The sequence below is a fragment of the Kineothrix sp. MB12-C1 genome (assembly GCF_030863805.1).
Lineage (GTDB): Bacteria > Bacillota > Clostridia > Lachnospirales > Lachnospiraceae > Kineothrix.
On the sequence record NZ_CP132957.1, the window covers coordinates 310,943 to 327,248 of the forward strand.

The following is a 16,306-nucleotide window of genomic DNA, read 5'->3' on the forward strand; positions in this document are numbered from 1 at the left end:
TCACACCATCCTCCTATTTTTGTCCGCTAAGTAATGTTTTTACAGTCTTCTGGGGATTGAATTCCTCGATATCATCGGGTACATTCTGTCCGCTGGTAACATATGACAACGAAGCACCTGTATGCAATTTGATATTTAACAAATTGCCCATCGTTGACGTTTCATCTAATTTAGTAAATATTAACTTATAATCTGTAATCTGTGAATAAGAATCAACAATACGAAGTAAATCCCTGTATTTGGTCGTCGCACTAAGCACCAGGAAGATTTCCTTTTCTGCCAATCCATCAACAGAGCGTAGAATACTTTCGGTATTAGCCTTCTGCTCTTCATTCTGATAAGAATGCCCGGAAGTATCTACGAAGATATAATCGAATTCAGCGAAAGCTTTAATCGCTGCCATAATTTCATCCGAAGAATATACGACACGAAAAGGAACTTCAAGAATGTTAGCATAGGTACGAAGCTGTTCAGCCGCTGCAATACGGTACGTATCCGCCGTTAGCAGCGCCACCTGCTTCTTCTCATCCACAATATATCTAGAAGCGATTTTAGCTATCGTCGTTGTCTTTCCAACACCTGTCGGACCTATGAAAAAGATTACCTTCGCCCCATCTTCTGCCGGTGTAATACTTATTGGCTTCCCAAACTTTAGAACCATCTTTTGATAAATATTCGCCAAAGCATAATCAAAAGGCATGTTAGGCTTTACATTTTTCTCAATTTCATCGATAATTTGGTTGGCATATTGCTCGCTGACCTCATTATCCAACATAGTGTTATATAATACCTTTGTAAACTTCTCCAGCTCACTTAACTTCTCTTCATCTTCTTCCTGCTTTTCCTGATCCGAACGCTGTAACTGCTGTTCTAAGAGAGAATGAAGATTATCAAGCTTCTCCTCCAAAAGAGAGTTGTCCCTTTTTTGTTCATCCAGATTTTCTACTACGAAAGACCTGTTCGCCATTCCCGACACAGGCTCTTTTACCTCTTCTCTTCTCGGCGGATAATATCTCTCATTTTCTTCCTCAAGAGCAACAGTAACCTCCGTCATCTCAGAATGGAAGAAGCGGAAAATCCCTTTCCTTCTCACACCTCTAACATTCATGATGACAATATTCTGGCCCAGTTCTCTTTTGGCAGCCTCGACCGCCTCATTTTCTGTTTTTCCTTGGAATTTCTTAATTATCATGCTATCGTCACCATCCCAACAGATTGTAATTCAATATTTGATTCAATTTCATTATAAGAAACAACGATCAAATCTCTATAATAATCTTCTGTCAACCGTTTAAAATACATACGTACAATCGGTGACGTAATTATAATAGGATTCTTTCCCAGATTCTCCAACTTCTGTACTTCATCTCCTACCGCCTTGATAACAGCCTTTGTCTTATCAGGATCCAGTGTCAAGTATGCCCCCTGTTCCGTCTGTTTTACACTATTCATAATTTCTTGTTCAAGTTTCGGATCTATCGTTACCACACTTGTCGTCTCATTTGCCGGGAAATATTTGCCGGATATCGCCCGTTTCAAGCTCTGTCGTACATATTCTGTTAAAATATCCGTATCTCTCGTCGTTGCCGCATAATCCGCCAACGTCTCAAAAACAGTAAGCAAATCTCGAATGGAAATGCCTTCCTTCAACATATTCTGCAGTACCTTCTGGATTTCTCCCACACCGAGCAGCTTGGGTACCAATTCTTCCACAAGAGAAGGGTTGTTCTCCTTCATATTATTAACAAGATTCTGTACATCCTGTCTCGTAAGAAGCTCGGAAATATGCTGTCTGATAATCTCTGTCAGATGCGTCGCAATAATAGATGGCGGATCTACCACCGTATAGCCGAGGCTCTCTGCGCGTTCCCTTTGTCCTTCCGTAATCCAGATTGCTGGTAGATGGAAGGAAGGTTCAAAGGTAGGAATACCGGTAATTTCTTCCTCTACATACCCTGGATTCATGGCCATATAATGATCGAATAAAATCTCACCTTCACTAACCTGAACACCTTTTATCTTAATGATATACTGATTCGGGTTCAATTGTATATTATCCCTCAAACGGATAATCGGAACAACAGTTCCAAGCTCAAGGGCTATCTGCCTTCTAATCATAACGACACGATCCAAGAGGTCTCCGCCTTGATTCACGTCAGCAAGGGGAATAATCCCATAACCGAATTCCAGCTCGACGGGATCCACCTGTAGCAAACTCGTTACATTCTCAGGCTGCCGGATCTCCTCCGCAGCTATTTCATCCATATCCACCTCTGCATCTATCTTCGCCGTCTCAATAGTTCCTGCCATCACTCTTCCGCAGATAATGAACACAAGTCCCATTGTAACGAAAACTAACGCATTTAATGGGGTAATAATACCGAGTACTGCCAAAACAGCTCCTACGAAATACAGTACCCTGGGCACACCGAATAACTGACTAATTAATACCGTACCGAAATCCGCATCCTTCGAACCTTTCGTCACCAGAATACCGGTGGAAAGTGATATTAAAAGAGATGGTATCTGGCTCACAAGCCCATCGCCTATCGTAAGGATAGTATACTTGTCCAATGCCCCTGACATATCCATACCCTGACGAAGCACACCCATCGCAATACCACCTACAATATTAACTACGGAAATAATTAATCCAGCGATAGCATCTCCCTTTACATACTTAACCGCACCGTCCATGGAACCGAAGAAACTGGCTTCTTCCTGTATCTTATCACGCCTCCTCTTCGCTTCCGCATCTGTAATCGCACCGGTATTTAAGTCCGCATCGATAGCCATCTGTTTACCCGGCATAGCATCCAATGTAAACCTCGCTGTTACCTCGGCCACACGCTCTGAACCCTTATTGATAACCATGAACTGGATCAATATTAAAATAATAAATATGATCGAACCGATGATAAGGTCACCACCACCTACAAAGTTTCCGAATACCTGAATAACATTACCCGGATCTCCAGTGGATAAAATCAACTTAGTGGACGATACGTTAAGGGCGATTCGAAAGATAGTCGTAAATAGCAGAATCGTCGGAAAAAATGACAGATCCAATACCTCCTTTGCAAACATACACCCGAACATAACAGCAAACGCCACAGCTATATTAAAAGCGAGTAAAATATCGAGCAGCCAGGCCGGAACTGGCACAATAAACATAACAAATGCCGACAGCACATATAACGCAATGCCGATATCAGCCCTTTTCATACCTTACTCCTCCTCTCCTCTTACGTCTTTCCCTTCAGACTATATACGAATGCGAGCACCTCCGCTACTGCCTGATATAACTCCGGCGGTATGAGTTCTCCCACTTCCACATTTGCATACAGCATTCTGGCAAGGGGTTTATTCTCTACAACTTCTATCTGATTTTCCTTCGCAGCTTCTTTGATCTTCTGAGCCAGATAATTCTCTCCCTTGGCTAAGACAATAGGAGCTTCGTACTTCTCCGCATCATATTTGACAGCAACCGCATAATGGGTCGGGTTCGTAATTACCACATCCGCCTGCGGCAGTTGCTGCATCATACGCCGCTGTGATGCCTCGCGCATGCGTTGCTTTTGCTTCCCTTTAATCTGCGGGTCACCTTCCTGGTCTTTATATTCATCCTTGATTTCCTGCTTCGTCATCTTCATATCTTCTTTGAATTTGATTTTCTGATAAAAGAAATCCAAAGCTCCTATTAGTATATAAACGATGGAAACCCTTATTCCCAAGTCGATGACTAACTCGCCGATAAGCAAAATCGCTTGTTGCAGCGACATGTCATATAACAAAAATATATAATTATATTTATCTTTCAAGTAGGAATATGCCACATATACGACAATTCCAACTTTAAGAATTGATTTAAGAAGTTCCATTAAGGATTCCTTGGACGCAATCTTCTTGAAGCCTTTCAAAGGATTCAGCTTGCTGAGCTTAGGCTGAAGAGGTTTTCCTGTAGGTCTCCACTTCACCTGTGCAATATCACAGATAAATGCCACCAATACACCTATTATTAGTACCGGTGCCATAATAATGATCATTTCCAGAATCATATTGTTAAATATAGCACGAATACTCGTAACCGGAACTTCACCATTATAGGTCTTAATGAAAGAAGGTATCTGATGATAAATACCATAAAAAACTTCCATAAAGCTGTTCCCCATGCTTCCTACGTACATCTTAAGTACAAGAAATAATGCCAACAGCCCAAACGCATTTCCTACTTCCTTACTTTTGGCTACCTGTCCTTCTTTTCTGGCATCTCTTAGCTTTTTATCGGTAGCCGGCTCTGTTTTCTCTCCACCGGGACCTTCTTTTGCAAAAAATTGGAGGTTATATCGTAATATCACATCAATCCCTCTACAAATGCTACAATTATTTTCTTCATCTGTTCAAAAATAAAATTCGATGCGATAGGCATCATTCCCACAGTTAAAAACATTACTGTCAATCCTACAAGAATTTTAATCTGGATACCGACTGCAAACATATTAAGCTGCGGAGATACTTTAGCGAGTACACCTAGCACTACGTTGAGCATAATCATTACTGCAAAAACAGGAAGGCAAATACGAAAACCGATAACGATATACTCGCTCATGAAACGAATCATTGCTGACGTTAAAGAATCTGTCCTAAAAATCGCACCATTTATCGGTATTAAAGTAAAAGTATCCGTCAGAGCCTTAAGCAAATATTGATACATACCGCTTACAATAAGCATAAGTGTTACCACATATTGGTAGAATACACCGGAAATACTCGTGCTTTCCCTCGTGGTAGGATCCATAAGCGATACCATAGCAAGGCCTACCTCCATATCGATTACATGTCCCGCAAAAGATACGATAGAACTGCACATATTCGCACCAAATCCAATAATCAGCCCGGTTAATGCCTCCTTTAGGACAATCACTGCATATCCCAGCAAGGTCGTATAGCCAAGCGGCTCCAAAGGGCGTAATACATAGAAAATAAGAAGCGATGTGAAAAATCCCAGTCCTATCTTCACACGATGGGGTGTATTGTTCATGGAAAAAAATGGCGCAATAAAAATAAAACAAGTGATTCTTGTGAAAATCAATAAAAAATATTCAAGACTTGCATAGGTAAAACTATAATCAATCATAATACTACCTTATATAGACACTGAAATTAGACCATAGGCTTACCATGAATTCAGCCATTCCATTCATCATCCAGTGACCGAGTACGATAAGAGATAAAAAAACACAAATAATTTTAGGAACAAAAGTAAGGGTCTGCTCCTGAATGGACGTAACTGTCTGAAAAATACTAATAACCAAACCGATGATAAGCGAGACGAGCAAAACGGGGGTGGATGTCTTTATAATCAAAAATAATGCGGTAGAAGCAATCGCGGTTACTTCATCAATCGTCATACTCTAACTCCATTTCTATCTAATAAAATGTCTTTACAAGGCTTCCTATAATCAAGTTCCATCCATCTGCCAGCACGAATAAAAGTATTTTAAAGGGCATGGAAATCGTAGTGGGAGGAAGCATCATCATACCCATACTCATCAGCGTGGAAGCCACTACCATATCGATAACGATGAATGGAATATAAATTAAAAATCCAATAATAAATGCGGTCCGAAGCTCACTGATAATAAAACTGGGAACGAGCACACTCGTCGGTATTCCCGCCAAATCTCCCTGCCACTCCGTCTTGCTGATCTCCATAAACAGCCTTACGTCCTTCGCCTGGGTCTGCCCATACATGAAGTCGCGAAACGGCTGTATCCCTACTTCAAGAGCTTCTGACTGATCCAATTCTCCTGCCTCAAAAGGAACGACTGCTTCCTCATATACCTGTGTAAGCGTTGGCTGCATAATAAAAAAAGTCAAAAACAAAGCTAACCCAATCAACACCTGGTTAGGAGGCGCTGTTTGGGTATTCAAAGCTGCCCTCGCAAAATGTAGAACAATGATAATTCTGGTAAACGAGGTTAACATAATAATTAATGAGGGAGCAAGCGCAATTATAGTAAGTGTTAAAAGAATTCTAAGACTTCCATTTAACTGCCCGTTCCCATCATTATAAGTAAGTGACACTGTATTCGCAATGTTTAATTCCTTCAATTCTTCAGGTGTCTGTGCCTCACCAGGATTATTTATATTCGTTCTCTCATCCGTTGTACCGGTCAGATTAGATTCTCTGCCGGACGCATGTACCGTAAGAGGACTTCCTACATATAATAATATGCCTACCGAAAACAGCAGGCATATTATTTTCATCATACTTTTTCCGGAAAAAATTGTTTTCATATATCTCGCCTATTCTTCATTTTTTTCGGTCTTTATCCATAATTTTAGCCTTTTCAAATATCTTCTTGAAGTCTGGCATAGAGACACCCTCTCTGTCAGGCAGATGAATCTGCTCTTCAGGTATCTCCGCAAGCATCGTAACGGTATCCTTACCAATTGCTATCGCAAGATACTTATCTCCGGTTCTTACTATCTGGATATATTTGTTCGCGGTCAGCTTATACGTTTCTATAACTTCAATATTCGTACTTCCCTTCGCTCCGCTTTGCAAGCTCGTCATCCACCTGGTGAAAAACCAAGTAATCACGAGTACAAATACGAAGATAAAAAGCACGGTTATAAGCTGTAAAAAGGAATTCATACCATTTGATACGGTAAGCAGCATAACTAGCCAACTACTTTCTTAACAGCTTCCAATACACGATCTGCCTGGAAAGGCTTAACAATGAAATCTTTTGCTCCCGCCTGAATGGATTCAATAACCATTGCCTGCTGTCCCATTGCGGAACACATAATAACAAGAGCAGAAGGATCCGCTTCTTTAATTTTCTTCAATGCCTGAATTCCATCCATTTCCGGCATGGTAATATCCATAAGAACAAGATCAGGGTTCAATTCACCATATCTCTCAACTGCCTTTACTCCGTTCTCGGCTTCACCCGCAACGTTGTACCCGTTTTTCGTAAGGATATCTTTAATCATCATACGCATGAATGCCGCATCGTCGCAAATTAAAATATTCTTTGCCATATCTCTTTCTCCTATTTCTCTTCTTATTTAATAATTTCTGTTACTCGAATACCAAAGCTTTCTTCTATTACAACAACTTCGCCTTTGGCGACAAACTTACCATTTACCAAAACATCAATTGGTTCTCCGGCAATCTTATTCAATTCTATAATTGTACCCGGAGCAAAATCCAAAATCTCGGATATTGATTTACTCGTTCTTCCAAGTTCCACAGTTACTTCAAGCGGTACATCCATAATCAATCCGATATTTTCATTGCTTTGAAGCCCACTGTAATCGGTTGAAAAATTCTGGAACTGCGCCGGTTGAACATTCATATTCTGCATTTGCATCTGTGGCATTGCTATCTGCGGCTGCATTACCATTTGCTGTGGCATAGCCATCTGTTGCTGCATCCCATTGCCTCCCATCGCTATTTGTTGTGGTATCTCCTGCGTTACTACAGGAGCCGGCTCCGGTTCTACCGGTTGCTCAGGACCCGAGATTCCCATCTGATTATTAATAAAAGTCTCGTAAAGCGTTTTAGCAAAATCAATGGGATACAACTGCATAATCGTACTATCCACTAAATCTCCGATTTGCATTCTAAAAGATATCTTCACAAAAGCACCATCTAGGAAAGATGCAATATCACCGCCTGATTTAAAGGCATTCAAGTCTATCAAACTAGCATCCGGCGGACTGATATCAATCATTGTACCGAGCATTGTTGAAAGAGATGTAGCGGCCGAACCCATCATCTGATTCATTGCCTCCGAAATGGCACTAAGGTGCATCTCACCGAGTTCGCCATCCGTATTTGTTCCATCGCCACCCATCATAAGATCTGTAATAATCTTCACGTCATGTTCTTTTAACACTAAAATATTGGAACCTTCCAATCCGGAAGTATACCTTATTTGAATGAATACACAAGGACGCTCATAATCTTCCGTCATATTTGCCCAATTGGCAAGTCGTACAACGGGCGTTGTAATATTAACTTTTCGATTTACCAAGGAATAGAGCGTAGTGGCTGATGATCCCATACTGATATTGGCAACCTCACCAATCGCATCCTTTTCCACATCCGAAAGGAGATTATCATCTACTATTGCACTTCCCGTGTCAAAAGTATCTGTCCCTTCATTACTTTCGCCTTCCGATAAATCTATTCCATTTAATAATGCATTTATTTCGTCTTGAGATAACATTCCGTCCATGTTATTCCCCCTCTCTGATTACCGAGGTGACTCTTACCGCATAATTATCTTTGCTGGAGCCCGGTAACGCGGTGAATTTCTTTAAATTTCCGACATAAACACTAAGTTCACTGTCTACCCTTTTGTCAAGCCTGATGATATCACCCGGCTGTAAATTAACGAAATCATTCACAGAAACGCTGCTTTTCCCTAAAATGGCCTTTACAGGAATATCCACTTTACGAATTAACGCTTCGATATATTCCTCATAATGCTCATCATTCGTTTCCTGCATCGTTGAATACCAATATTTTGTATTCAGTTTATCCATTACATCTTCCAAAGTAAAGTAAGGAAGACATACATTCATCAACCCTTCCACATCTCCTATCTTGACGTTTAAGGTGATAATCGCAATCATATCGCTAGGCGCAATTACTTGAGCAAACTGTGGATTTGTTTCAATTCTCTCCATCATTGGATTGACATCCATCACATTCTTCCACGGTTCACGCATTAACTGCATACATACTATCATGAGTTTTTCTATGATGGTCATTTCAATTTCAGAAAAGTCACGATTTTTCTCGAGCGTTCCACCGGAACCGCCGAGCATTCTATCTATCATCGCAAATCCAAGATTACACGATAATTCCACAATAATATTTCCAGGTAATGGTGCGAAATTCACTATTCCCAGAATAACCGGATTGGATAACGCATTGGTAAATTCCGAAAAAGTAACCGCTTCGGAACTAGCTACACTGACTTGCACATTCTTACGCAGGTATACCGGTAAGTTCGTAGATATCAGACGGCTATAATGTTCATATATAATTTCCATCGTTCTTAGATGCTCTTTAGAAAACTTTGCAGGACGCTTGAAATCATAATTTTTCACCTGTTTCTCACTTTGTTCCTGCATATCATCCACGTCTAATTCACCTGTGCTAAGCGCTGCAAGCAAATTATCTATTTCGTTTTGTGACAGTACCTCACCCACTCAAGTCACCTCCTGCCTATTTTTTATAGGAGATTATTGGAACTTAATGTCACTAAACGAAACATTGTAAATAAACTCTGATTCAAACATACTCTGAATACGATGTAAAATTTCCTGCTTAGCTTCTGCTTCTTTTTCTCTTGTCTTAAGCTCATCCATCGTATAATTTCCAATGATATTAATAATCTCTCCGGTAATAAGAGGTTCATAGGATGACATAACTTCGGAACTTCCAAATTCTTTATAGCCATCCGCTTTCGTATTAATAGACAACGCCACGGATACCATGCAGTAATGTGTATTGCCATCCTCACCATTACGAAGTGTTACTGTCATTGAATCTGAAATATTGTAAACTTCTGTTTGTGACAAAGGTACTGCCTTCGTCTCCGCCTCTTCATCCCCGAGTTCCAAACGAAGTACCGATGCGATATCGGTCACAAGTTTCGATGTCTTCTTCGATGCTCCGGTTACGCTGAACATCATAATCGATGTTAATATGATGTTTACAACCAGTAAACCCAGAATTAAAATCGACAACAAATTCTTATTCATGTAAAAATCCCTCCTGCTTTTTAATAGGCACTTAGAGAATTATATATTCTTATCTCTACCCTTCTGTTTAATGCCCGGCCTTCTGCCGTTGAATTGTCTGCAATCGGCACATACTCCCCACGGCCGGAGTGCTTAATGGTAGCAGGGTCAAGATTCGCGTGTTCAATCAAGTAATTAAATACCGAAAGTGCCCTTCCACTGCTCAACTCATCATTATTGGAATATTTCGATCCTGACATAGGAACGTTATCCGTGTGACCTTCCACCTCTATCGTACTCTCGGCATAGCGCTCTAATATCACACCAATCTTATCGAGTACGGGAAAAGATCCTTGTTTCAACACTGTACTGCCCGAATCAAAAAGCAAAGCTCCCTGCAGAGTAAGCTGCACATATTGAGAAGTGAATTCAATATCGATAGCATCACTTAAATTCTGCTCTGCAATTGCTTCCTCCACCCTCTCCGCCAATTCTTCGGATTCCTTAATCTTGGCTTCCCTCATCTTCTGTTCCGCTTCGTCCAGCGATTCCGGAATGATATCTCCTTCCGCTGCTCTTCCTGTACTATTTATGTATTCATCCAACTCGTTCAACTGGCTGACACCGTTACTAATCAGGATACCATCACCGATAGCAGTAGCTCCTCCGTTGAAAATGCTAAACGCCTGACTGAACGAGGCTGCCAGCAAGTCGAACTTCTGCGTATCGACTGAAGACATGGAATAAAGCAAAACGAAAAAGCAAAGAAGCAGATTCATCAAATCCCCAAAAGTAGCCATCCAACCAGGGGCTCCTTTCGGAGGGGCATCTTCCTTCTTCTGCTTAGCCAACCGCCTCACCTCCGTCTTCCGGCTTATTCCAGCTTTCTCTATCCTTCGGAGATAGGAATGACTTTAATTTTTCTTCTATCACTCGCGGATTCTCACCCGCCTGAATAGAAAGAAGTCCTTCAATCATAATTTCTTTCATCATGACTTCTTCCGCGTTATTTTCTTTTAATTTACTCGCAACCGGAGCGCAAACCCAGTTCGCTAATAATGATCCGTATAAAGTCGTAATCAGGGCTGTTGCCATACCGGGACCGATTGCAGCCGGGTCATCCATATTCTCTAACATAATTACCAGACCAACCAAAGTACCAATCATACCCCATGCAGGTCCCATCGCTCCAAGCGCATCCCAAAAACCTATCTTTGTCTTATGTCTTTCTTCTACGCTGACAAGTTCCGTTTCCATAATGGCACGTACCAATTCAGGATCTGTACCGTCTACAATGAGTAAAATTCCCTTTTTTAAGAATTCATCTTCAAGGTTCGTTGCCGCTTCCTCCAGGGAAAGCAAACCTTCCTTACGAGCAATATTAGATAAATCGATAATTTTCCGAATCATCTCAGGCGTATCGATAGTAGGACGCTTGAGCACTAACCGAAAGCTCTTTATACCGTCCAGGAAATTCTGCATCGAATAAGACGCTAGTACACAAAACAGTGCTCCTCCAAAGGTAATAAAAACAGAAGGTAAGTCCCAAAAACTTCCCAATGCACCGAAACCACCACTACTTACGATACCGTATACAAATACAACGCCGCATAAAACAAGACCTAAAATTGATGCTATATCCACGAATTCTCACCCAGATTTTCGCGTCAATCCGCAAAAATATCCTTTCTATACGATTTTACTAGATTTTTCACCTCTTGTCTACTTTCTTTTACAATTATTTTGCGGCCTGTCGTAAACGAAACAACTGTATCTGGTGTCTCCTCTACCAACTCTATCAAGTCCGGATTGATCAATATTTTTGTCCCGTTAATCTTAGTTACTTCTATCATTTGTACCCTCCTCTCAAAATTCTCCGAAAGCCCTTCCTTACGGGAATCCTCCCAAGATTGTGGGGAACTTCATGTAGCGTTCCCCACATATTGTAGTTCTTTACATCATATTACTAACGTTTTAAATTGGTCAGTTCTTCTAACATCGTATCAGAAACTGTAATAATTCGGCTGTTGGCCTGGAAACCTCTCTGCGTTGTGATCATCTCTGTAAACTCTGCCGATAAATCCACATTACTCATCTCCAGGACGCCTGTGCTCATATAACCGCCATCCGCAGTGATGTCTACACCAATGCCATCGAAGGCACCGGAGTTCATCGTTGCAGAATAGAGGTTGTCTCCCTGCTTCTCAAGACCCGAAGGGTTGGCGAATACTGCTGTCGCAATCTGTCCTAAGCATTTACTCATTCCATTATCGTAAGAAGCGTATATAATTCCGTCCTTTCCGATAGAAACAGCAATCATCTCACCAATCTTACGTCCTGCTCCGAGACCCTCTACAGTCCCGCTCGTCGCCGCAATTGTGCTGGAACCATTATTATTTACACTCTGAGAATTGGAGAAGTTTATATTGATGGTAGAGAACTTCGGATTATTTCCGAAACTCAGGCTCATTGTTCCTGCACCGTTACCGTTTACACTTACGAAGTTTCCATTGCCCGTATTGTATACGAGGTTAGCTGCTTTTTCCACTGTTCTATTCGTGACTGTTAAGGTACCATTCGCTGCTATTTCAATCTCATTCACGCCTTCAGCATCAATATCCAAACCATAGAGTGTCTTAATAGCCACCTTATCAATCGTCGCCATATTCTGTGCCCCCACCGGCAAAGTCAACGATGTTGCCCCGCTTGTTAATATTATATTTTCAGTTGAGAAGGTGCCACCAACTGCCGAAACCGCGGCCGGGATCGTACCACTGCTTACAGTATCCACTGTCAAAGTCCCCTTCCCATCAATGGTAAAGCTTGTAACTAATGAAAAATCAATACTTGGATATGCCGCTTTCAAAGCTGCCAACTCCGGTGTCCCTGAAGCAGGTATCGTAGTCACTTGATTTCCAACCGTTGCACCAGCATATGTATTTGATCCACTTTTAATTGTAATAATACCTGAACCGTCCGCACTTCCATTTACAAGTGTATATGCTTGTGATACAGCCACATCCAGACTCTCTCCAAAGGCTACCTCATTCATAGCATCTTCACCGATGCTCTTACCATTGGAATCCAAAATATCATCCAACTGTACATAGTAATTGCCATCAGTTGTCGTTCCGTGAACGCTCATTTTTGCCGTATATTTATATCCCTGGTTATCGTAGAATTCCAGGTTCATAATTCGACCGGCAGCACTGTTCACTTTCGTGTCGTTCTTATCGATAATACCTGTCACTCTTGCTTCACTGGTTGCTTCCGCCGGATAACTCTTATTCGTATCATCCATAATACGAAGTGCTGTTACAGTATCGGACTTCGGTTCACCGGTGGTTTCATCCACTTTCCAACCCATTACATTGTATCCGGTGCTTGTCATAGCCAAGTTACCCGCACCATCTACATAGAAGGAACCATCCCTTGTGAAGAAGTTCTCCATACCATTACTTACTACGAAGAAGGCATCTCCTGTGATCATAATATCGAAGGGATTATTCGTTGTCTGCGCGGAGCCCTGCTGCGCGATTGCCGTATTAATCGCTCCCGTTACAACACCGAGACCGATCTGTTTCGCGTTGGTACCACCTACGCCTGTCTCAGCATTTGCTCCGGATGCTTTCTGTGTTGTCTGATACATCAGATCTCTGAATGTAACTGACTGTGATTTGTACGCTGTTGTATTGACGTTGGCAATATTATTGCCGATAACGTCCATCTTGGTCTGGTGCGTTCTAAGCCCTGCCACACCAGCATAAAGTGATCTCATCATAATGAATGACCTCCTGTTTATATTTATAGATGACTCATTCGTTCCTTCTGTCATTCCGGAACATTAGCCCCCATTAAGGTCCAGCTATATAATTACTGCGCCATCTATATTCGTAAATACGTTTTCATCTGTTTCTGTCTGTTTCATAGCAGTTACTACCGTGTTGTTGGGAACATTCACGATAAATGCCAACTGGTCGACAAGTACCAGTGATTCATTAATTCCTTTCAGTCCTGCTTTTACGGTTCCTTCCTGCAATCTTTCCTTCTGGTTCTGCGTAAGTTCTATATTACGCTCTGCCAGACGATTGGCCGCATGTTTGGAGAACTTCACTCCCGACGCGATTTCCGCAGCTTTGCTCGTACTCGTTAATACATCATAAAAGGATGCCTTACTCTCTTCCGAGACCTTGCGGCTTCGCTGTGCCTGGGTAAAATATTTCGCTTGAAGCTGTTCTATGGAAAGGAACTGATTATCCTGAATCTTCATAATCTTCTCCTCCTTGAGTTTTCCTATCCCTTATACTAAGTTTCTATCCTTATGAAACTCTTAAATCTATTCATCGTCCCCATCTTTATCTACATCTTTTTCAGCGTTATTCTCTTCCCAATCCTTTACTAACTCTTCCATACGCTCTGTGTATTCTTTCAGCTTCGTTACATAATCAGAAGCAACAAAAGATTTTTCGTAATCGGACATCTTTTTGTAGGTCTCATCCAGTTTCTCAACCGTTTCCCTATGGTCTAAACTGAGATTCTCCTTTGACGGAAGCTTGTTCATCGCAATTGCGAACTCCACTGCAAGATCATACGCATCCAAATAACCTTGGTCAGCCACTCCGTATACATCATTTAATGAATAGAGGGCACCTCCAATCGATACATAGGCTTTGCTATTTTCATATACGATATAATCGACCTTTCCTTGAATCTGAGTGGTCTGTCCGTTGCTGTTTGTCGTATTAACGCTCACCACCTGCCCTACTAAAGTAGAGGCTCTGGATAACTCTAATGTAGAGCTCATATTCTGCATCTGCTCCAAAGAAGAAAACTGTGCATACTGCGCTACGAACTCCGTATTGGAAGTAGGCTGCAGCGGATCCTGATATTTCATCTGTGCCACCAATAATCCTAAGAATGCATCTTTGTCTAATGTAGATTTATCCTTTACCGTGCTCTTTGCCATAGAAGAGGCCGATGTACTTTCTACTACCTTACCATCCTTAATCTGTGCAATTACTGACATATATCTCCTTTCCGTATGAAATCTTTTAACTGTTCAGTACCCTCACAGTTACACTTATTCATACTTTTCCTGTCTCATTTTCTTATGCCGTATAATCTACGGTACTTCCGTCGGCCGCCATCATCGCCACCGCAATCTGCGCTTCTTCGTCAAGCAGTGTTTCTTCTTCCGGGCTCAATTCGTTCAGATTAATCTTCCTGGCGTTCTTTTTCGCTCCGCCTTTCGACTGTTCCTTTCCGTTTCCTTCACCGTTTAGACTTCTTTCAAACCCGTGACTTTCTACGGCAACTTCTACTGCCTGTACTTTAACACCCTGCTCTTCAAAGCTATTTTTCAACTGAACGAGTTGGCTTTCAATCGCTGCCTTTACTGCTTCATTCTGGGTTAAAAACTGTGCGGTAATCACGCCATCTTTCGCCGTAATGTTGATGTTAACGGTCCCAAGGCTTGCGGGATGGAGTTGTATCTGCATCTGTGTCAAATCAGTCTTTATCTGAATCTTCATATAATCCATAATCTGATTCATAATATCCTGTGTATTCCCTGTCATTGTACTTTCAAAAGCTACATTAGCCTGAGGGACACTTCCCCGATTTGTCAACTGCTCGAGCAATACGTTACCATATGTATTACTTCCTTGAGATGAAGAATCATTCTTTGAAGAATGTTCCTTCCTACTCTCCGCATTGTCTTTTTCTGCTTCTGGTACTTCTGCCTTTTTCGTAATTAACTCCGGGCTCTCTTCCTTACTGCTTCCATTGGCTTTTATGCCAATTTCCACAACCTCACCGTCCCGTTCTAGCGTTACTGTATGAGCCTGCTCTTCGTCCGGCACTTCCTGAGGAACCTGTTCACCTGTTACTTTCGAACCGGCTTCTTCTTTCAACTTTACTTTCGCGGATATTTGTTCAAGAATTGCCGCAAGCTCTTCCGGTGTCAGCCCATTTTCTTCCTGCAACGCCACAAGCGCTTCCTCCGCCTTTCCCAGCAGATTAGTGAGGGAAGCATAGAGTCCTTCATCGGTCATCACCGTCAGCATATCAGCATTTTCCAAAGTAAGTACGAGTTGCATCATATTGTCTGGATTCAGCAGATCTGCCATTGTCAGTCCGAGGACTTCCATAGCCTTTTCCACTTCTTCCATCGAAACACCAAGCTCCTGCGCTACATCACGTGCCAAAGAAGTACCAGCCTTTTGCGCCGCGTCCTCTACGGACTTTATGTTCTTATCCGTTATCACATCTTTTTTTTCTGTCTTGGCCGGGTTTTTGTTACTGTCAAGTCCCTTTTTATCCACATGGTCTACTTTGACCTGAGACCCTTTTGCTGTTTTTTCATTTGCAAACATCATGCCTTGAACGTCCGGTTGCCCTGATGCCCTGCCAAATATATCCGTGAAGCTTCCTGATAGATTCTCCGACGCACCGGAGGCTTGTTTTACCGGCACATAATTCACTAATGGATTAATACCTTTTACTAGTGTACTCATCGTTATTTCCTCCTTTCTCTCTT

The 16,306-nt window shown here is 41.7% G+C and carries 18 protein-coding genes; all 18 read right to left on the reverse strand.

All coding sequences use genetic code 11. The features are described from left to right. Window positions 1-13 precede the first annotated feature (13 nt). The 18 genes from flhF to RBB56_RS01635 all read right to left on the reverse strand — a co-directional run bounded on the left by flhF (window position 14) and on the right by RBB56_RS01635 (window position 16,283). On the reverse strand, window positions 14-1,192 hold the full coding sequence (gene flhF / locus RBB56_RS01550; RefSeq protein WP_306720650.1) for a flagellar biosynthesis protein FlhF: 1,179 nt from the start codon (window positions 1,190-1,192) through the stop codon (window positions 14-16). Then, complete coding sequence (gene flhA / locus RBB56_RS01555; protein WP_306720651.1) at window positions 1,189-3,225, reverse strand: flagellar biosynthesis protein FlhA; 2,037 nt, start codon at window positions 3,223-3,225, stop codon at window positions 1,189-1,191. Before flhA ends, flhF begins: the two co-directional genes overlap by 4 nt. A gap of 20 nt (window positions 3,226-3,245) precedes the next feature. Further along, window positions 3,246-4,358 (reverse strand): flagellar biosynthesis protein FlhB, encoded by a 1,113-nt coding sequence (gene flhB, locus RBB56_RS01560; RefSeq protein ID WP_331526343.1) that lies wholly within the window; start codon window positions 4,356-4,358, stop codon window positions 3,246-3,248. Beyond that, complete coding sequence (locus RBB56_RS01565; protein WP_306720652.1) at window positions 4,355-5,137, reverse strand: flagellar biosynthetic protein FliR; 783 nt, start codon at window positions 5,135-5,137, stop codon at window positions 4,355-4,357. Before RBB56_RS01565 ends, flhB begins: the two co-directional genes overlap by 4 nt. 4 nt (window positions 5,138-5,141) lie before the next feature. Beyond that, window positions 5,142-5,411: a flagellar biosynthesis protein FliQ gene (gene fliQ, locus RBB56_RS01570; protein WP_306720654.1), complete on the reverse strand. Its 270-nt coding sequence runs from the start codon at window positions 5,409-5,411 to the stop codon at window positions 5,142-5,144. A gap of 19 nt (window positions 5,412-5,430) precedes the next feature. After that, entirely contained in the window at window positions 5,431-6,300 is an 870-nt protein-coding gene (gene fliP / locus RBB56_RS01575) for a flagellar type III secretion system pore protein FliP (protein WP_306720657.1), read from the reverse strand. A gap of 16 nt (window positions 6,301-6,316) precedes the next feature. Further along, complete coding sequence (locus RBB56_RS01580) at window positions 6,317-6,661, reverse strand: flagellar biosynthetic protein FliO (protein ID WP_306720659.1); 345 nt, start codon at window positions 6,659-6,661, stop codon at window positions 6,317-6,319. Window positions 6,662-6,687: 26 nt separating this feature from the next. After that, entirely contained in the window at window positions 6,688-7,050 is a 363-nt protein-coding gene (locus RBB56_RS01585; protein ID WP_306720661.1) for a response regulator, read from the reverse strand. A 23-nt stretch (window positions 7,051-7,073) separates the two neighbouring features. Continuing rightward, window positions 7,074-8,252, reverse strand: a complete 1,179-nt coding sequence (gene fliY, locus RBB56_RS01590) for a flagellar motor switch phosphatase FliY (protein ID WP_306720662.1) — start codon at window positions 8,250-8,252, stop codon at window positions 7,074-7,076. A gap of 1 nt (window position 8,253) precedes the next feature. Next, window positions 8,254-9,234: a flagellar motor switch protein FliM gene (gene fliM / locus RBB56_RS01595; protein WP_306720664.1), complete on the reverse strand. Its 981-nt coding sequence runs from the start codon at window positions 9,232-9,234 to the stop codon at window positions 8,254-8,256. A gap of 33 nt (window positions 9,235-9,267) precedes the next feature. Further along, on the reverse strand, window positions 9,268-9,789 hold the full coding sequence (locus tag RBB56_RS01600; RefSeq protein WP_306720665.1) for a flagellar basal body-associated FliL family protein: 522 nt from the start codon (window positions 9,787-9,789) through the stop codon (window positions 9,268-9,270). 20 nt (window positions 9,790-9,809) lie between these two features. Beyond that, a complete protein-coding gene (locus RBB56_RS01605; protein WP_306720666.1) occupies window positions 9,810-10,628 on the reverse strand; it encodes an OmpA/MotB family protein in 819 nt (272 codons plus the stop codon). Continuing rightward, window positions 10,612-11,412 (reverse strand): motility protein A, encoded by an 801-nt coding sequence (locus RBB56_RS01610; RefSeq protein WP_306720667.1) that lies wholly within the window; start codon window positions 11,410-11,412, stop codon window positions 10,612-10,614. The genes RBB56_RS01605 and RBB56_RS01610 overlap by 17 nt, the downstream gene beginning before the upstream one ends. A gap of 23 nt (window positions 11,413-11,435) precedes the next feature. Then, a complete protein-coding gene (locus RBB56_RS01615; protein ID WP_306720668.1) occupies window positions 11,436-11,621 on the reverse strand; it encodes a flagellar FlbD family protein in 186 nt (61 codons plus the stop codon). Between the two features lie 113 nt (window positions 11,622-11,734). Continuing rightward, entirely contained in the window at window positions 11,735-13,549 is a 1,815-nt protein-coding gene (locus tag RBB56_RS01620) for a flagellar hook protein FlgE (protein WP_306720669.1), read from the reverse strand. Window positions 13,550-13,633: 84 nt separating this feature from the next. Then, on the reverse strand, window positions 13,634-14,038 hold the full coding sequence (locus RBB56_RS01625; RefSeq protein ID WP_306720670.1) for a TIGR02530 family flagellar biosynthesis protein: 405 nt from the start codon (window positions 14,036-14,038) through the stop codon (window positions 13,634-13,636). A gap of 66 nt (window positions 14,039-14,104) precedes the next feature. Further along, complete coding sequence (locus RBB56_RS01630) at window positions 14,105-14,794, reverse strand: flagellar hook assembly protein FlgD (protein WP_306720671.1); 690 nt, start codon at window positions 14,792-14,794, stop codon at window positions 14,105-14,107. A gap of 82 nt (window positions 14,795-14,876) precedes the next feature. Then, window positions 14,877-16,283, reverse strand: a complete 1,407-nt coding sequence (locus tag RBB56_RS01635) for a flagellar hook-length control protein FliK (RefSeq protein ID WP_306720672.1) — start codon at window positions 16,281-16,283, stop codon at window positions 14,877-14,879. Window positions 16,284-16,306: the final 23 nt, after the last annotated feature.

Excerpts from the sequence above, each read along its gene's own strand:
- flhF (WP_306720650.1), bottom strand. The coding sequence starts at position 1,192 with ATGATAATTAAGAAATTCCAAGGAAAAACAGAAAATGAGGCGGTCGAG.
- flhA (WP_306720651.1), bottom strand. The coding sequence starts at position 3,225 with ATGAAAAGGGCTGATATCGGCATTGCGTTATATGTGCTGTCGGCATTT.
- RBB56_RS01565 (WP_306720652.1), bottom strand. The coding sequence starts at position 5,137 with ATGATTGATTATAGTTTTACCTATGCAAGTCTTGAATATTTTTTATTG.
- fliQ (WP_306720654.1), bottom strand. The coding sequence starts at position 5,411 with ATGACGATTGATGAAGTAACCGCGATTGCTTCTACCGCATTATTTTTG.
- fliP (WP_306720657.1), bottom strand. The coding sequence starts at position 6,300 with ATGAAAACAATTTTTTCCGGAAAAAGTATGATGAAAATAATATGCCTG.
- RBB56_RS01580 (WP_306720659.1), bottom strand. The coding sequence starts at position 6,661 with ATGAATTCCTTTTTACAGCTTATAACCGTGCTTTTTATCTTCGTATTT.
- RBB56_RS01585 (WP_306720661.1), bottom strand. The coding sequence starts at position 7,050 with ATGGCAAAGAATATTTTAATTTGCGACGATGCGGCATTCATGCGTATG.
- fliY (WP_306720662.1), bottom strand. The coding sequence starts at position 8,252 with ATGGACGGAATGTTATCTCAAGACGAAATAAATGCATTATTAAATGGA.
- RBB56_RS01600 (WP_306720665.1), bottom strand. The coding sequence starts at position 9,789 with ATGAATAAGAATTTGTTGTCGATTTTAATTCTGGGTTTACTGGTTGTA.
- RBB56_RS01615 (WP_306720668.1), bottom strand. The coding sequence starts at position 11,621 with ATGATAGAAGTAACTAAGATTAACGGGACAAAAATATTGATCAATCCG.
- RBB56_RS01620 (WP_306720669.1), bottom strand. The coding sequence starts at position 13,549 with ATGATGAGATCACTTTATGCTGGTGTGGCAGGGCTTAGAACGCACCAG.
- RBB56_RS01625 (WP_306720670.1), bottom strand. The coding sequence starts at position 14,038 with ATGAAGATTCAGGATAATCAGTTCCTTTCCATAGAACAGCTTCAAGCG.
- RBB56_RS01630 (WP_306720671.1), bottom strand. The coding sequence starts at position 14,794 with ATGTCAGTAATTGCACAGATTAAGGATGGTAAGGTAGTAGAAAGTACA.
- RBB56_RS01635 (WP_306720672.1), bottom strand. The coding sequence starts at position 16,283 with ATGAGTACACTAGTAAAAGGTATTAATCCATTAGTGAATTATGTGCCG.